This window comes from Paenibacillus sp. ClWae2A, assembly GCF_032452295.1.
GTDB lineage: Bacteria > Bacillota > Bacilli > Paenibacillales > Paenibacillaceae > Paenibacillus.
In genome coordinates, this window is the sequence record NZ_JAULSQ010000001.1 from 837,932 (window position 1) to 855,629 (window position 17,698).

Here is a 17,698-nt window from a genome sequence, read left to right on the forward strand (position 1 = left end):
ACATTTGTTAAGTAGCCTTCTGTTCGTTCTGCATCTGCCCTCTTCGCCAAATCTTATTCTCCACAATGGCATAGACTAAACCGGCGATGGCAAATATCCATATCGATGTCATTCGGTTCAGATGGTATCCATTCACAAAATATGGACTGTACATGAGATCAAAAACCCACAACCCGCCCCATCCAAACCCGATCATATAGATGAAAGTTCTCACCATAGGAAAGCATACATATTTCCGCAGAAACCATGATATTGGGCTAATAATAACAACATAAAAAGCGACTAAATAGTGCCCGAATCCCAGGATGAGCGATAAAATATATATTACTCCCCCTGCATTACGTAAGCCGTAATACTCTGTCGTTGCAATATGGTACCCTTCAATCCTTTCAAGAACGATATAAGCCGTTAAGCTTATCCCAATAAATATACACACTAATACCATGTAACGTTGAACCGCGTTCACCAACATCAGATCACCCCAATGTCTAAACGCAGCCAGAACCGCTCAAGTTACATGATTTCGAACAAATTACATATTTCACATAGGCCTATCGACATTAGAGATTTTATAGATCTTTTCATTCTTCACTGCGTTCATGTTATTCCACACCTTACTATCGACCATCTTGTTCTCACTATTCTCCATCAACAGCAAACGATCCGGATTGACCGAAGCCAGAGCCTCAAGCGACATCTATTTACCGCCGTCGTCGCTTGAGTCGTTCCCTCTGAGGAGCTAGCCCATACAGGAATTCGTTTAAACATTGTTGTCATTCTCCTTTTATGTCAGTTCATTAGCCACATTAAGCTTATTGACTTCATTTACCTTATCTACTTCATTTACCTTATCTACTTATCTACCTCATTCGCCTCATGGATCCGTTCACTTTTACTTGTATAGATAAATATGACTTCTTTGATCTGTAACTCCCGTAATATTTTCCATTTAGTATGGATAAATATGTGAAGTGGTTAAGCAGAAAAATGCCGCCATCGATGATGGCGACAGGATTTTAATCGATAAATGTAATGTCGTTAATAAGCGGTACTACTGTCGCCTTTTGAATCCAACTGTTTGCATGTTATATTATGTTTTAAAATGCTATAACATACAAAAGGAGTGATGCAATGCAATCGCCAGCATTAACTATTGGAGAACGGTTAAAAGAAATACGAGCAACTAGAAATCTTACACTTGAAGATGTTTCTAAACTTACTGATGTAAGTAAGCCTATGCTTGGACAGATTGAAAGAGGACAGTCTTCACCAACGATTACAACTCTTTGGAAAATCGCAGTGGGCTTAAAAGTTCCTTTATCTTTATTATTGGAAGAGCTAGAAGATGAGTGCAATGTGGTTGATACACGGTCCAAAGACGCTATCATTGAAAATGATGGAAAAATGAGAGCATTTCCTGTTTTTCCTTTTGACCCTACCCGTAACGTTGAAATATTTTATATCGAATTTGATCCTGGATGTCACCATCCATCTGAAAGGCACCTTGATGGTGTGGAAGAATATGTTTTTGTGGTACAAGGTATGTTAGAGCTGGTAGTCAACACAAAAAAAATTGTTCTAAAAGAAAATCAAGCACTCCGCTTTCGTGCTAATGTTTTTCATTCCTATAATAATCCCTATCAAGAACCATGTGTCATTTACAACATGATTTTTAACCCAAGAACATAGCAAGTTTCATCTATGATCTTCTAGGAAATAATTAAAAATGAGGTGTGATGATTATGGCAATTGAAAAAGTAAAAGAGTTTTTTAAACAATATGGTATGGATTCTGAAATTATCGAATTTGAAGTATCTAGTGCAACTGTGGATTTAGCTGCATCTGCATTAGGTTGTGAGCCGGGGAGAATCGCAAAAACACTTTCTTTTATGGTGAATGGACAAGCTTTTTTAGTAGTTGCCGCTGGGGATGCAAAAGTGGATAACAAAAAATTCAAAGAGTATTTCAAAACAAAAGCAAAAATGCTTTCTCCTGAGGAAGCCATTGATATGGTTGGTCATGCCATTGGAGGTGTTTGTCCATTTGCTATCAAAAATGATGTTTCTGTTTATCTAGATATATCTCTAAAACGTTTTGAGACAATCTATCCAGCTTGCGGGAGTAGCAATAGTGCTATTGAACTTACAATAAAACAATTAGAAAAATACTCTAGTTATTCAGAGTGGATTGATGTATGTAAAGGATGGAATGATTGATTTATAGTAGTTCTATATGGGGTAACGCCAACATTTTGACTGTTTTATACGCTAAGTATCAGCGAACATTTGCTTAAAGCAGAAAAATCCGCTGTCTTTGCGCCTTAACGTCCTTAGCGTATATTTTCGTTAAAATGTTGGCGTACCCTCAATCAACTATGGAAAGCTTTCCAGAACGAACCTTCTGTATTAATGATATCCTTGATCTGAACAAAAGGAATCGTAAACGTTGGAAACCCTGCCGCATAGGGCGCGATATCATATGGATTGAAGTAGAGATGCAGAGCATCCGCTGTGACAAAAAACGGTTGATCCGCACTAATCCCCGTATAGGTGTCCGGAAACACATACGAGTATTGAGGATCATTCTTGATCTGATCCCCCACAATCTGGCTCAACACTTTTACATAGTCACTATTCGGTTTAAATAAATCCTTCAGCTCATACAACTGACCATTCGTCAGATTAATGATCGCATAGATCATCGTAGGCATACCATGCGCTGCACCAGCCGGGTAGTTGTAACCTGTGAGTTGCAGTTGCAACAATTGCTGCTGATAGAACGTAATATCAAAATCCCCTGTATACGTATAATCCAGCTGTTGATCGGCAGGGATCGGTTTAACCTGGGAGAGTTGCTTCAACCTGGCATTCAGCGCAAGCTGCTCCGCTTGGTTCGTTAATCCCTCCACCTGTGGATAATATACGAGATAGTCCATGTTCGGTTTATACTTCTCTTCGCGTACACGGTACGGCGGATGAAGTGGAACGATTGTATTTTGCCGCCAGATGATCTGTCCGGCCCGATTCACATACGATAAACGCTGGTCTACATACGCCTTAATCAGATCTGGTGCCACGACCTCCAGCGTACCCGAACCTTCAACATGGGGATACCCGGCGGCAGGTCTTCCACTCAGATCCAGCAGATAGGTTTGTCTGCCATCCGATGCGGAAGCAAGGCCGTTTTTGTAATTGCCCACTTCGCGATAAAGGAACTCCGTAAGTCTTCTGCCATTGGTATCTGCAATCGCGTATACAGAGCCAATATAAGGCTGTTCCGGATTAATTGCTTGCCCCAGCGCATAACGATGCTCGCCTAGTTCACGGATGTCATTATACGCGGGTTGAATGATAAATGATCCTTGCGTATTAATGACACCATAGTTCGATTTGTAATCCTCTGCTGTATTAACAATCGCTTGCCCGCCGCTAAAAGGAAATGCCGATGAAAATTTGGGCTGAATGCGAATATTACCCCGTTCGTCGATGTACCCATATTTGCCCGATGTTTCTTTTTGAAAAGCGAGCAGTCCATCCCCTAGTGGTCCCACATAGGCATATGGATACGTCGCGAGCCGATGTCCATTGCGATTAATAAGCGCATATTCATTGTCCTTAATCTGCACAACCGCTTTGCCATCTTGAAAATCATTCGCCGAAGCGAACTGCGCAGGAATCACCTCATTGCCCGAAGCATCCAGATAACCATACAGACTCACCGATCCATCTGCCTGACCAGGGTTTGAATCGTAAAACAAAGCTCGGCCGTCCTTCATACTCGAGATATACGGGTACGCCCGTTTGGTTAGGACTGTACCTTGTTCATTAATCATCTTAAATCCTTGAGAATCAATGGTTATCGCCCGTTCTTCAGAAAAGGAATTGATGGAATCGTATACAGGTTGAACGACATACTGCCCCTGAAGATTAATTACGCCAGCATGACCATCCTTCACTACTACAGCCAATCCATTGGGCTGAAACTCCTGCGCGTCATCCAGAACCGGCTCAAGCCGAATGTGACCTTGGGCATCCATATACCCCCAACGCGTCCCATTCGTGGTTCGAACGGAGATGGGATATAACCATGTCGTTACCCGGGTATGGCTTATAGGGACCATCGCCTGCTTAATTTTCTTTTCCAGCTCCTGTAGTACCTCTCTGGAAGGATATGCTTCCGGGAAACTGAGTGCCTTCTGAACTGAAACGAGTGCTGCCGGATACTGACCTGCATGGTACTGAGCGTCCGCAAGGTAATACCAGTAGAAGATATAATCAGGATATTGCTGGGTTAGTTGCTCGTAATATTGCACCACTTTGGGATAATAGGTTGCATATACGTCCGGTGCAGGAACCCATTTCCCATTCTGCCATCGGATAATCTCTACACGATAGGCTTCACCTGTGTCATGTATCCAGAGTGCAATCTCCACCTTACCATCTCGACCATGCGGACCAGGCATATCTATAATCTCTGCATAGCTATAATATAGATCGTCAGGCGCCAGATCTTTGAGCCCTGATTCAGTCCACTCATATACAGCAAGCTTAGACCAAATAGATCCAATCCGCCAACCAATGATGAGATTGTTCCTTGCCGTTGAAGTTACAGGGGCTGCAGTCATTAAAGTCACCCCATACCCCAATCCCTTAATTAGTGCCATCTTGATCCAATGTCCTTGAACAAATTTCAGAATGAGCAAATACAGCTCACCATTCAACTGATAGACTGCAGCAATCTCCGGCATACCGTCACCGGTAAGATCTGCCGCATAGATCGCTGGATGTTGAACAGGTTTATCAATAGTGACGACCGTTGCACCAGCCGGAATATGTTGATTCACAATTTGCGTTAACAGCGGTTCGCTCATGGACATCTCAGTTTCCTCCCTTATGACCGCATTCGCCTAATGGTATGCGTCATAAATCGGGATATGACATGTAATTCATTTTATATAAGTTGAACTAAAGAATATTCACACTTACCACTCCGATGACAGAACAACCTTCTGATTGCACTTATCCCCCGATTTTTGATTCACCTTTTAATTATTCATCTAGCAAAGTCACTTTCTCTCCATTTATTAGCAAGTAGCTCACATTATTCACCAGAATGGTCTTAGGGGATATCCACTTAATGAGATCCTGATCCAGCTGGAGGAAACCGGATGCGCCAGACAACTTTGTACCATCCTTGAGGTGAACTTCAATACTCAAGTCCTCCACCCGAATCTTGCTCAGTGCCTCACCTGTAAGCGTGACGCCAACCGAGGAAAGAGTTACATTTGCCTGTGAGGCTCCATTTGCATCAAGCTGAATGTTTCCTGTTTTGCTCAAAGCATTTTGACTCAAGTTAAAAGTAGTTTTCCAATTCCCCTGTACAACTTCACTAATGCTCGTAAAGCTGCCTTGGAGTCTGAGCTTATCTAATTGGTCAACAGAGGACAGATCATACACAAACTCCTCATAATCTCCTCCATACCCAACCCCATCTTTCATATAATGTCCATAACTAACGGAATATTCAGGTATATCCAGCTTTTGACCTTGCTCATCCGTGAAGTAGAAATATCCATGATTATACTCGCCTATCTCATTATTCGGATTAATCTGAATGTGTAACTTGCCCTCCACAAAACCTATATTGGAAATATGCATCCAATCAATACCGGAAACGGGGATATTCGTTACATCTTGATGCAGTACCGGAATTGGATCATTTTCCAATTGAAAATCGGTTTTACCTCCCAAGCCACTTATACGATCTTGATCCACGATATCATAGTTATTGTTTTGCTTTTCTTGTAGCAACTTCTCCCAGTCCACTTGTACGATGTAACCATCTTGTCGAGATGCACCCGACATCAGCGTATTGATCTGAACGGTAATCCGATTTTTGCTGACTTTTCCTTGAATGAGGAATCGGACAATAGCCGTTTTATTCACATGATCATAATGAATAATCTGAGCGTTGTTTGCATTACCTCCGGTTACTCTGTAATCATATACATCCAACGTATCGTCAATGCGATGCCCAGTCAGATCCGATAATGAAACATAGATTTCCGTTGTATCTCCGTCCCTGACAGCACCTATAACCTCCATTCGAATCCCTTGATCTTCACTCACCTGGTGAACAGGCTGAAGAATGCCAATCCGATCTACACCTATAACATGAAAGACAGAAGACAAGTCAATGATCCCCATGGATGCAGCCGCCCCTGTAACCAGACATAACGATAACGCAGCGGTTACAGGAATATAGATGGCTTTGCGATACCTTTTTCTTTGATTCATGGACTTCTTGGTCTGTGCGGATGGATATAATACTGGTGGATAAAATGATGAATCTGATCTCGTAACGGTTGGTGGTTCATTCATCGCCAATTTATCATAGAACAACTTTTTAATATTAAAGAGGTTCTGCTCAGTGAATTCTTTCTCGGATTTTCGCATTTGATCGCCTCCTTTATTTCCTGTTCATCCACCATGTCCTCAATCGTTGCCTGGAGCGATAAAGCTTGTTATGGACTTGCCTAACGTGTAGGGACAATGCTTCTGATATCTCATGGGGTCTCTGTCCTTCATAAAACCGACGTTTCATAATCTCACGTTCCGGTTCTGGAAAAGATTCAATCATTTGATTAAGTTCCGTATATGTCTCTTTACTGATCATCTGAACCAACAAATCATCCGTTTGCACCGAATGAATCTCCTCTTCATATGTAAGCTCAGTTCTTCGATTGAGTTTCCGGTAGCGATCAATCGCTTTATGTTTTGTGATTGTTGCAAGATAATTTTTCAGGCTACTTCGCCCAGACTGGAATGCATCCGGATTCTGCCAAAAAGAAAAAAATGTATCTGCTACGCATTCTTCAATCTCTTCTGCCGATGCATGATGTAGGATGGAATGAGCAATCTTCCATAACAAACCTGCGTAGTGGTTCATCACCCATTCCATGGCCTCAGGATCACGATCCGCTACTGCCTTCCGTATTTGTTCTTCTTCCACAATTACATGTACCCTCCCTTCTATGCTCATATCACGAATGCTCGTATTGATCCGTGCTACCTACCTATATTCGTTTAACAAATGACTTTTACTTACTCCACGATAAAAAAAGATTTGCAGTGGCCTTGTCGCCTTCTGCAAATCTTCTTATCTTCTATAATACATCTTATTTATTACATCATATCGCTTCATGTGCCTTCGCTTGGAATACTAACCAATATTACGCCTCTTCTTGCACACTGAGCTGCACATATTGGGTGAGACGACAATACTGAAATAACAGAAACTCTTCATTACCTTGTCCAAGAGCCACGCTACGCCCTTCCTTGATGAGTTGATTCAACAACTCATGCAAGAAAGTCATCTGCAACCGCGAGGATTCCGCTGTGAGCTGCTCAAGCACCTCAATATCCCGGATCGTAAACTGGGATAACCCACGCAGGAGCAACTCTTCTGACCAACCGTTAATTCTCTGCATAAACTGATTATATTCTTCCAAGTCTGCCCATCCTCCCATTACCGATATCCAGTTTCAGACTGAGCACCGTTTGACCCTTCAGGAAACTGATTGGGCTAATCCGTTTTGGTTCCACACGCACAAAGGCATAGAAGTGTTCAAGCGATTGGGAACCATATCCTGACTCCAGCCTTTGGATCATCGTTTGCCAATCAGTTGAATACGGGAGAGTAAGTGCCAAACGTTCTCCTTCGGCACTCTCAACCGTCAGGACCAGATCCTGCGTTTGTTTGACAAAGTTATGGTCCACAATTCGAGCAACTTTGATCACAGCCAATCGTTCTTTGGGAGCAGCAAACAAGTCGAATGTTCGCGATTCCTCTTGAAGTACAGACGTTACGTCTTGCATGGTTTTGCCCAAATTCAACGTTTCCACACCCGTTCGTGGCAAAATCGCAAGTTTGGCACCTTCACCGGAAGAGATCCGGCGTTCTTCATTTATTTTAACGGAATGGAATTGAACTTCTTCACCGACGAACTGGCGAAAAGTCAGATTAGGCAGCCATGGTGTGAATGCACCATAATGCTCTGTATACGAGAACTGCTGATCATCATAATATACAGCACGTACATCGCTATAGGTGTAGATTTCCTCATCATCGAAACAATAGAAATAATAGGTGATTCCACGGAAACCGGATCGTGTCTCCCACGCGTCAGCTCCCAGTCCATACAGGTGAAGTGAAGGCACCGTAAAGTATTTACTTCGAAAACTGCCAATGAGCTGACTCTGCTGAATGACAGATACCTTTTCTTCTTCAAGAACCTGGAGTGCAAGATACAGCTTGCTTACCCGACCCAACATGGATTGCATGGAGAAACGTATATGTCTGTTAAAAAACAACTGTAGTTCCCCTTGAATCCCTCGTAAACTGCGTTCTATGTCAGGCAGATTACCACTATGAGCAGCAATTGCCAAAGTCTCCAGTTGTGCCATATAGGACTGAGGAAGGCGGGCCAGTCCTGTCTTCAACATTCCTGCCAGCATACCCCGACATTCCTGCACTGTCTGAAGAGAGAACTTGGCTTCGTATACCCGTCCACTTAATGCATCCGTGTCATCCAGGCCTTTAAAGTTCCGATATCGTAACAAAGCTTCAAGCTTGGCCATCTTCCCGGCAGTCTGCGGCACTTTACAAAGAGCTTTTGCAAGGCTCGCTTCTTCGGTAAAAGACACCTCAATATGCTGACTTGTCAGCTGTACCGTAAGAAGTGAATCTTCGATGATCTTCACCTCTTCAGGGTACTTTAAGCGGAAAACAACTTCCTCAATCATGGAAGAACTATACGATTTAATTAACACGGTAAGGTCAGACTCCGTCATCCAGCGGAAGCGAGACTCGATCTCACGTGATATTGTATGCGGAATTTTGCTTGGATCGTCCACATTTGATACTAAGTTTGTTACTGATTCTGTTACTGATACGTTTTTTGGTACGTCCAACGGATCATTATCCGATATCCCTGAGTCCTTATCCAGCGCATGCTTATCGTCTGCATTCATTGAATCCTCTGCCGTATATTCCCGTTGATCATACAGAATTGCAATCAGCACATGCTTGCAGATATGATCGGCCGGGCAGGAGCATTCCCAATGATCCAGCGTATTTTCAAGCGTACATAGTGTCCCGTCACTGAGCTGACAACTCACAGATGATGCATTCCATGTGTACGTTACACTTACACCATTGTCCAACTCCTTCAAAGACCTTTTGTACAACCCCTTGTTGGCATACCGAATCAAATAATCCTCCGTACACAGCTTCGAAAAAATCCGGAATTTCTCCTTGAATCCACTCACGTCATCAACGCCCCGTTGCTCTCAGAATGTCGTAGATCGTTTCACTAAACACTCGACCTGGAACGTTGCCCAGAGCAATGGATTTGTTGTCACCATAGTAATAATATTGCTTGTTATTCGGTTTGAAGAAATGTAGGGATTCCAGGGTAATGTCATCCAATCCCTCGTAATACGTGATGCTCGTACCACTGAATTGCAATTCTGCAACAAGATCTCCGTACTCTTTATAAAATTCATGATACCAGCCGCCGTCCTGAGCCGGTCCTTTGATCCAACCGTATTTCTCCAGTGCTTTGGGGAAAGCCGTTGGCGAGAAATCAGACTCGGGCAGATGATCGTATTCACTCTTTGTCTTGTCCTCATCATCTGGCTGATGGATTTCACGATTCAGTTGCTCAAATGGCTGCTTGATCTCGTAATCCTCCAACTGCGTTGTCCAACCTTCAAGCGTCGCCTGATCCAGTTCCAACGGGTGTATAAGTCCCACTTGTGCACCTGAAGGCAGATCAACCTCATCTTCATCCACAGAATTGAAGGTGCCATCCTCCATATAACGGAAGGTGCTGATCAGTGCGCCATCCTCATACGTTCCCCAAATCAGACCAACAGCAAATTTCTGCATGATTACATTTTGTACAAACAGTGCTTTCCACTCATCGGCAGACCACAGACGTTGCTTGGACAATGACTCTTCCAGACGCTGCGCCTGAATGTTAACCATGGATTTGAGATCTTTTTTCAGCTGTGTGAAACGTGCCTTGGACTGTGCCGCCAATTCAGCATCGTCTTTCTGTGCAGGAGCAGGCAGACTCTTCACGGATTTGCCCGTTTCTTCATTGAGTACAACCACTTGCAAATCGCCATTGACCTTAACCAGGAAGGAACGCTCTCCGTAACTCAGTTGCATGGTTCCTTTTTCATCAAAACCAAGCGTGGTGACCAGCCGATCTTCCAGTTGTTCCGAGGTAAGTCCCATATTATCCGCTGCAAGCTGCAATGCTTCTTCTGCTGCACCTTTCACCTGGCGGTTCTTCACACCACGTTTGATTTTGTCAATCGCCATAAGAGCGGATGGATCTTTCAAGTATGCGAGCACTTTTACAGCATCTGCTGCAATCGCGCCACGACTGTTTTCTGTCCATTCCTTAATTTGCGGAGCCAGAATATTTACAATCTGAATATCGCCAAAGAGTGCTGAAACATACATCACCCACTTTTCCTTCGCGGGGGCACCTTCCTGAATCCAGACCTGAAGCAATTCGCTTGCAAAACGGGCGAGTGATACCTCACTTACATAGTCCCGTAATTCATTTAATCTTTCATTGGGTCCTGAAGTGTGATCCAGCGATTGCACCAAAACATAAAGCTTAATTCGGTCATCTAACGGCTGATTGTCCTCTGTTCGCATCAGGGAAGGGAGGTCTTTCAGGGACAGCCAGCTTAATCTGGACAGCTTTTTGCTATCTGCCTGATCAGCGAGCGCAGCATGAGCATATTCTGGGCTCAGATCTGCGGTATCCAGCAGAATTTGAATCAGGTTCTTCCAATCCTCTGCCTTCTCTTTCTTCAAAAGCTCACCATACAGCTCCTTGCTGTTTTCCAGACTGCGGATTGCGGTCAAAGCCATCTCTTTGATTCCCACTTTTTTCTCTGAGAGGTATACGAGCGTATACAAGTCCTGATCAGGTAACCGGTTGAATTCGGCTAACGCCACGCCGTTGGCCTTCTTAGACGAATCTTGCAGTCCAGCACGAATCGCTTCAGCCAATATTTTCTTCGATAACTCATCACGCTGTTCAAAGGTAATCTCCAGAATTAAAATGCGCGTATCCGTTGGCAGTTTCTTGTACTGTGTCAGTGCATAGTCCAGATTCTGCTGAATGATTCGGCGGTATTCGTTATGCGGCATGGATTTGTATCTGTAGTCGGTCATGCCATTGAGTGAGATCAGGCTGGTTAGCAATTTCTCACGTTGCACCTCAGGATCTTGCCCATAACGTTGAAGCAGTTGCTCTCCACTAAACGCGTATGAATTGTACATGTCTGAGATAATATCCAGTGTCCAATCGGGATGAGTAGTCAGGATTGCGAACCTGCGCATCGCCTCCGAGTCCAAGGGCAGAAAACTAATACTAATGAGATTGTGAACACGCTTCTTATCCCGATTCAGTTGATTAAACAACCCTCGACTATTCGGGTCCTCCCAATACTCCTCAAGTGTGTTTTCCCCACTTAAGTATCTTGCAATTGCAAGTCCTTGACGTCCCCCATCCAAAGGATGCCGAAGAGCGTTGAATACCGCTTGCTCCAGTGACCCCTCCGCATTAGGCAATGTCAATCCTTGATCCTCCATGAATTTCTGAATGCAAAGTTTGAGGAATGGCGGTTTGATAATCTCGTATGCTCGAATCGCTTGTTCAGGACGATTCGCGATCACGGATTGTAACATGTTCCAGGATACCGTGTACGAATTAAGCTCGTCCCGCAACATTTCAACCAACTGATAAGGCTCATCCAGAGGCAAAAGTCCGGCAAGCAGATCATTTGGACTTTTTGCTCTAGGGTCCATACTCAACAAGTAACGGCGAACTTCAAGTGGATAAATCTCATGTAATTGATGTATTGTGTGAAGCAAAACATGTCCAATCTCATTATTCGTATCAAGGAACCGTTGTTTACCTCCACTAATGTTAATCAGGTACAACAAGGCACCACTCACAAGTACCATAGTTTGATGGAATACTGTGTTTGAACATTGCTCTTTTGAAGAGAAAGACGTATTGGGATACAGCTCAGCTATGAGCCGACTGCGCTTTTCTTTGAGGAATTCATCATTCAATTCTTGGGAAGATCCGTTATGCTTCCCTTGAATATTACTGACCACTACAGGTTCAATCAACGAATGTAGCTCGTCCCGCAACTGATCTGAATCATTAGCCATCACATGTTGAAACAACACGGGTAACGATTGAGCAGAAGATTCAACCTCTGCATGAGAAGGGGTATCACTCAGCTTCGAATATAGTTGCAGGAGCATTAATGCATTAATGACATCCCGATAATTCCCCTGGCTGTCCGCTTTTTTGGAATCAAAAAGCCACTGGGCGCGTTTTAATTTACTCTTCAATTCAGCCAGAATTTCGTTCTCGCCTGCAAACTGTTTGATCTTCTCCAACCGGGCCAACAACCCGCCCATGCGATCAGAGCTTTTGCTCTTTCCGCTTAAGCCGTAGGCTTCGGAGTCATTTCCCATACAGATGGTAAAGGCATCCGTTCTCCATGTATTTCTTTTGGAATAAGTCGATTCCAGATATATTACAATAGCCCCGGCACGGTAAAAGATATCTCCATCGTCTTTTTTGGCGAGTTTCATGAGCAGATCAATCGTTTGATACACATAATGACTCGAATTTCCCAACATATCCGGAAACTTGTCTGTCGTTCCCAAGACGTAATCAATAATTTCGGAGCTTCGATCTGTTTTTAATGAATACTCGTTTGAACAAGTTACTGCGAATTTCTCCACCAAAGTTTCAACTGCGCGGTCTGCGGTAAGCATTACACATTCCTCCTTGAATTTAAGTGATGATTTCGCCAATCCAATCCGCGAGTTCGTTAGGCGTAATTGCTGCTACATGTGCGCCCATATTGGTCAACGTCTGTGCGGCGTGTTTGTTATAAACTGAATCCCCGTTAAAATCGAGCGCGGTGAGAATCAGCAATTTGCATCCTGCATCGATAATATCTTTACAGGCCTTGTACATCTGCGCAATCGGATAACCTTCCTCCAGGTCACTGACCAGAATAAAGATCGTTTTGCCCGGATTATCGATCAACGTCTCGCCATAACGCAACGCTTTGGTAATATGTGTCCCCCCGCCGAGCTGTACATTCATGAGCACGTCTACGGGGTCTTCCAACCTGTCGCTCAGGTCAACCACCTGCGTATCAAATATGAATAATTTCGTGCGCAGCGCATTCAAGCGATAGAAGATACTGGCCATCACCGAACTGTAGATAACTGAATCCAGCATACTGCCACTTTCATCCACACCAATGATGATGTTCCACTTGTTATGGGGCTGTATATTTCCGTCGAAATAGAGACGATCAATCACAAATCTGCGCTTATTTTTATCATAATTCTTCAGATTCTTGGTGATGGTTCGCTTGAAATTCAGATTGCGCAAGGATCGTACTGAACTGGAGGTATAACGACTGCGCTTGCCCATAATACTGGCTCGAGTCTGTGATTCCAGCTTGCTGCGGAGCTCTTCAACCACGGTTCGGACGATCTCTTTGGCACTCTTTAACACCTCACCTTTCATCCGTCCTTTGAACTGCATAATGTTCTTGAGCAGATTCATGTTGGGTTCAAGGGATTCAAGCAGCTTTTTGTCTGTTAACAATTCTGTCAGTCCATAGCGGTCAAGCGCCTGTTTCTCCAATATTTCTACCGTTGGTTTGGGGAATAAGTCCCTGACCTTGTGCAGCCATTTTGGTACAGTCAGGTTAGACGCACCGCGTCCTCCCTCTTTTCGATAACCTTGTTCTTCACCGTATTCACGGTTATAGAGGTACCCCAGAATCTCATCCATTTCCGTATATTGAAATTCACTCGAAGTATATTGCTCTGTATTGCACAGCCCTTCTTCAGACGATTCACCGAGAATCAGACGCCAGCGATTTAAAGTTTCAGCAGAAGGTTGATCCCCTCGGTTGCTTCCATCCTGATTGGAGGTTTCATCTGTTTCTCTGGTTTCGTCCGTTCTCCAATTAGCTTCATTCATATTAGCTTCCATGCGGCAAACTCCTTTCGAAGCGCTTCATCCCATGCTTTCGACTGGATCAGCATCTGCTCATCAACCGCAGGCCTTGACATCTCCTCTGGTTCAACCTGATGCAGACTCGCCACCCGTTCAGCAATCAAGCCCGTCTCCATTGGTGTAAAGTAGGTGAATGCCAGCCTTAATTCCGGTACCATACTGATGAAATCCTCGTATGACAGCTGTTCAATCAGATAATTCAACTCGGACAACAGCTGATCTTCATATAAAAAAGCGTCACGTGCTACAGTGAATACTCCCTGTAAAAAAAGTGCCGTTTGACGGGTCTGATCCGGTGTACCATGGATATACCCGCGAGCACGATCAACAATCTCATCCCTGGGCCTGTCGCCAAGCCCTGAGGAAATAGCCACACACACACCCTCCAGCTGAGCCGGAAGCTGGTGATCAGACAGAAGCTCATTCAGATGAATTCGGAATGTCTCATCCTGAAAATACGCCTCTGTTGACTCAGCGAGCATGGCTAGCAGCTTCAATCCCTGAATAATGGCTTCATGTTCATCCGGATTGGCTCTGGAGAGCTGTAACAACTTGTCCACGGCGTTCCTATAAGCTTCAGATACCAGGTCAGGGAGATGTTGCTCGTCAGATACTCCCAACAACCTGCGGTGTTGATGAATTCGGTTCAAGACTTGCAGGCTGTTACATAAGGATAGGAAATTCCCGTCGGTTCTTAGCGCCGAGCGCACCTGTTCATAGAGTTTCATCGCTGTGTCCTGAAGTCCCATGAGCAGCGCTTGAAGCATGAGTCGGGCAAGTTCACCGCTATGATGATCCGGTATCTCCTGCATCTGTTCTTCCATTTTGCGTGTGGCTGCTCCAGCAAGCGTTCCGCCATAAAGGGAGTTCTCTATCAATCTAGCTTCAATACGGGAGGAGTACATATAAACCCAGGTTTCCCGAACAAGATTCATGTCACGCTCTGCGATCCAGTCCGGCCCCGATTGCCGTTTCGCGAATTCCGGAACCAGATAGGTTATACATTGAATCAATTGGCTTATCTGACGATGCTCCGGTTTCGCATACAGATCCAGTACTTTCTTGTGTTGTCCTGTTGTGCGGATTTGCAGTTTGTACTCTGTACAACGCGCCTTGAAGTCCTCCACGATGGGAATACTGAATGAATTGGGAGCCACGCTTCCAATGACGTCTCCTGTCAATAACTGCTGCAGCTCTTGCAGCGGTTTATCGGTCGCCAAGGTAAGCTCCCCCTTCACAAAGGAAGAGAGTGCTGCATCCATTAACTCATAGACGCCGCCTTCCCTTTTACCCCGAAGCCCAGCAAGACCTTGAATCATGCTGTACGCCTCAATCGCATCACTGGTTGATACATGTTCGTGACCATCCCGTAATTGGCGCATCAGCCGGGATAACAAGTCCAGAGCTGTTAGATTATACGGTGTACTCTTTTTGCGAAGCAGCTGGTTCCAGATCTGATCGTAATAATTCACATAAGGCATGCCGCTCGCATATCCATTAAGCCGATCCGCTTCAGCAAAGGTATAGACCATCGGGTACATCTGTTGGTGAACCGTATCTGAATCTACACCTTGTTGAATCGTACCTTTTTGTTCAACCAATGGTTTATCCGTAGGATGTTTATCCATCTTCGTCCGTTCCAAGTCGGATTCATGCTTCTCAGACATCAACAGTCCATACGTATGAAATCCACCGGTAATGACAAGCACACGGTCATACTCCTGTACTGCTTGTTGAATACGTTGTTGCATATGTGCTTCTCTTGCCAGGTCACCTGAAGACTGTAATCGTTCCGTGGAATAACACATTCGGGATAGAGTACAATACGTGAATACATCCTGCACGAATTCCTCAGTAGATTTCTCCAGGCCACCAATCTCAAACACCTTTTCCCACAATTCATCAAAACTGCGACAGTTTGTTTTTTGGCACAACCGGTTAATGAAATCAGACCCCGCAAGCAAGGTTTCGTCCTGGATGGAGATCTCCTTTTGTTCTGTCTGTCCCGATTTGGATGCATGACTGGAGAAGTGACGATAGTCCAGATCAATAAACTTCGCCGGAATGTCCAGGCGGTTTGCTTCTTTCAAAGCCACATATTCAGGCGAATACCTAAGCATCGGATAATAGCAAGCTTCTCTCTCCAATTCACTCTCATAGGTATAGTACAGGCTGACAGGAGGTAAAGTTGCCTCATCACTCAGAACCGAAATTAATGGATTGCCACTCTCTGGTCCTTCGATCAGAATGATATCCGGCTTGTACTCTCCAATTAATCGTAACAAGTGATATGAACATGCAGGGCTATGGTGTCGTATTGGATAATAGACCGTATGATTACTCAGATTATATACCTGGGATTCGAACAAGGATTGTAACTGATCAACATCAGGGTCCAGAACTGCTGTTAACCGATCCATTTTCTCTCCTCATAATAGTCCTTCCACATTCCCTCTTCTCTGGAACGCTCTTTTACGACCTTGGAGAAGTAGGTTTTGAGAATGGACAGATCCTTGTCGCTTTCCTTTGCAATGGTCCCCAGCATGTTCTGCACTAACCGATCCAGCGCAATAGCCTTATCTTCGTAATAATAGGAAGTCATCGCACTCTGGACATAGACAGACACTGCTTCCGCAGTACTCATGGATGCTTGAGGTGTATCAAGCTTATAGCCTTCCCGTGTCATGCCGGTGCGCAGTTCCATAAATGTTGTAGCCAGCAATTCAACCACATCCGGGTTAATGTCAATATCAATTCCACTATGTAATAACAGGCTCCTTGCCTGGGACTCAATGATTTTGGCTTCCATCTTCACGTTATGAATGGGCTTGATCGTTTCAAAATTGAACCGACGTTTCAAGGCACCGCTCATTTCGTTAACACCTTTATCCCGAATATTGGCTGTAGCAATCACGTTAAATCCCGGTTGGGCAAAGAGTACACCGCCATCCAGTTCAGGAATGCTCATGACCTTGTCACTGAGAATACTGATTAGACTATCCTGCGCTTCAGCCGGACAACGTGTAATCTCTTCAAAACGAGTAAGAATACCTTTCTTCATTCCGTTATATAACGGTGATGGTACAAGCGCCGCTTCCGAAGGACCTTTATCAAGCAACATGGCGTAATTCCATGAATACTTGATCATATCTTCTGTTGTGCCTGCCGTACCTTGAATCGTATTCAGACTGGTTCCGGAGATTGCTGCGGTCAGCAGTTCGCTCAGCATAGTTTTGGCTGTGCCGGGTTCTCCCACGAGCATTAATCCTCGATTGCCTGCCAGAGTAACCACTGCACGTTCAATTAAAACGTCATTGCCATAGAATTTGCGGGTAATCGTGATCTCTTCTCCATGTAATAACGCAGGCTTATCCCTGCCAATAATAAAATCGCGCACATAGGCAGGAGATAACAGCCAGTTAGGGGGACGTTTTCCCTGATCCTCCTCTCGTAATGCACGTAATTCAACCTCGTATAATGTCTCGGCGGGTGGTTTAAGCATCTCCATCGTCAAGGTGTCTCCTCTCACATAAACAGATCGTA

13 protein-coding genes are annotated in these 17,698 nt (G+C 44.4%); 2 read left to right on the plus strand and 11 right to left on the minus strand.

What is annotated here, in order from left to right:
- Positions 1–7: 7 nt before the first annotated feature.
- Together QVE09_RS03400 and QVE09_RS03405 are read right to left on the minus strand one after the other, a co-directional pair.
- Positions 8–196, minus strand: coding sequence for a hypothetical protein (locus tag QVE09_RS03400; RefSeq protein WP_315935681.1), 189 nt, complete (start codon positions 194–196; stop codon positions 8–10).
- Between the two features lie 345 nt (positions 197–541).
- Complete coding sequence (locus QVE09_RS03405) at positions 542–697, minus strand: hypothetical protein (RefSeq protein WP_315935682.1); 156 nt, start codon at positions 695–697, stop codon at positions 542–544.
- A 434-nt stretch (positions 698–1,131) separates the two neighbouring features.
- On the opposite strand from QVE09_RS03405, the gene QVE09_RS03410 reads away from it, so the two are divergent.
- Together QVE09_RS03410 and QVE09_RS03415 are read left to right on the plus strand one after the other, a co-directional pair.
- Entirely contained in the window at positions 1,132–1,689 is a 558-nt protein-coding gene (locus tag QVE09_RS03410; RefSeq protein ID WP_315935683.1) for a helix-turn-helix domain-containing protein, read from the plus strand.
- A 53-nt stretch (positions 1,690–1,742) separates the two neighbouring features.
- On the plus strand, positions 1,743–2,216 hold the full coding sequence (locus QVE09_RS03415) for a YbaK/EbsC family protein (protein ID WP_315935684.1): 474 nt from the start codon (positions 1,743–1,745) through the stop codon (positions 2,214–2,216).
- Between the two features lie 152 nt (positions 2,217–2,368).
- On the opposite strand, the gene QVE09_RS03420 is transcribed toward QVE09_RS03415, so the two are convergent.
- From QVE09_RS03420 to QVE09_RS03460, 9 genes are all read right to left on the minus strand, one after another.
- A complete protein-coding gene (locus tag QVE09_RS03420) occupies positions 2,369–4,876 on the minus strand; it encodes a WG repeat-containing protein (protein ID WP_315935685.1) in 2,508 nt (835 codons plus the stop codon).
- A gap of 172 nt (positions 4,877–5,048) precedes the next feature.
- Positions 5,049–6,455: a hypothetical protein gene (locus QVE09_RS03425; RefSeq protein ID WP_315935686.1), complete on the minus strand. Its 1,407-nt coding sequence runs from the start codon at positions 6,453–6,455 to the stop codon at positions 5,049–5,051.
- A 13-nt stretch (positions 6,456–6,468) separates the two neighbouring features.
- Entirely contained in the window at positions 6,469–7,011 is a 543-nt protein-coding gene (locus tag QVE09_RS03430; protein ID WP_315935687.1) for a sigma-70 family RNA polymerase sigma factor, read from the minus strand.
- A gap of 220 nt (positions 7,012–7,231) precedes the next feature.
- Positions 7,232–7,510, minus strand: a complete 279-nt coding sequence (locus QVE09_RS03435; RefSeq protein WP_315935688.1) for a hypothetical protein — start codon at positions 7,508–7,510, stop codon at positions 7,232–7,234.
- Positions 7,497–9,329 (minus strand): hypothetical protein, encoded by a 1,833-nt coding sequence (locus QVE09_RS03440; RefSeq protein WP_315935689.1) that lies wholly within the window; start codon positions 9,327–9,329, stop codon positions 7,497–7,499. The genes QVE09_RS03435 and QVE09_RS03440 overlap by 14 nt, the downstream gene beginning before the upstream one ends.
- A 4-nt stretch (positions 9,330–9,333) precedes the next feature.
- On the minus strand, positions 9,334–12,888 hold the full coding sequence (locus QVE09_RS03445; protein ID WP_315935690.1) for a DUF4132 domain-containing protein: 3,555 nt from the start codon (positions 12,886–12,888) through the stop codon (positions 9,334–9,336).
- Positions 12,889–12,907: 19 nt separating this feature from the next.
- Positions 12,908–14,131: a VWA domain-containing protein gene (locus QVE09_RS03450; RefSeq protein WP_315935691.1), complete on the minus strand. Its 1,224-nt coding sequence runs from the start codon at positions 14,129–14,131 to the stop codon at positions 12,908–12,910.
- On the minus strand, positions 14,116–16,575 hold the full coding sequence (locus QVE09_RS03455; RefSeq protein ID WP_315935692.1) for a DUF5682 family protein: 2,460 nt from the start codon (positions 16,573–16,575) through the stop codon (positions 14,116–14,118). The genes QVE09_RS03450 and QVE09_RS03455 overlap by 16 nt, the downstream gene beginning before the upstream one ends.
- Positions 16,563–17,663: an ATP-binding protein gene (locus QVE09_RS03460; RefSeq protein ID WP_315935693.1), complete on the minus strand. Its 1,101-nt coding sequence runs from the start codon at positions 17,661–17,663 to the stop codon at positions 16,563–16,565. The genes QVE09_RS03455 and QVE09_RS03460 overlap by 13 nt, the downstream gene beginning before the upstream one ends.
- Positions 17,664–17,698: the final 35 nt, after the last annotated feature.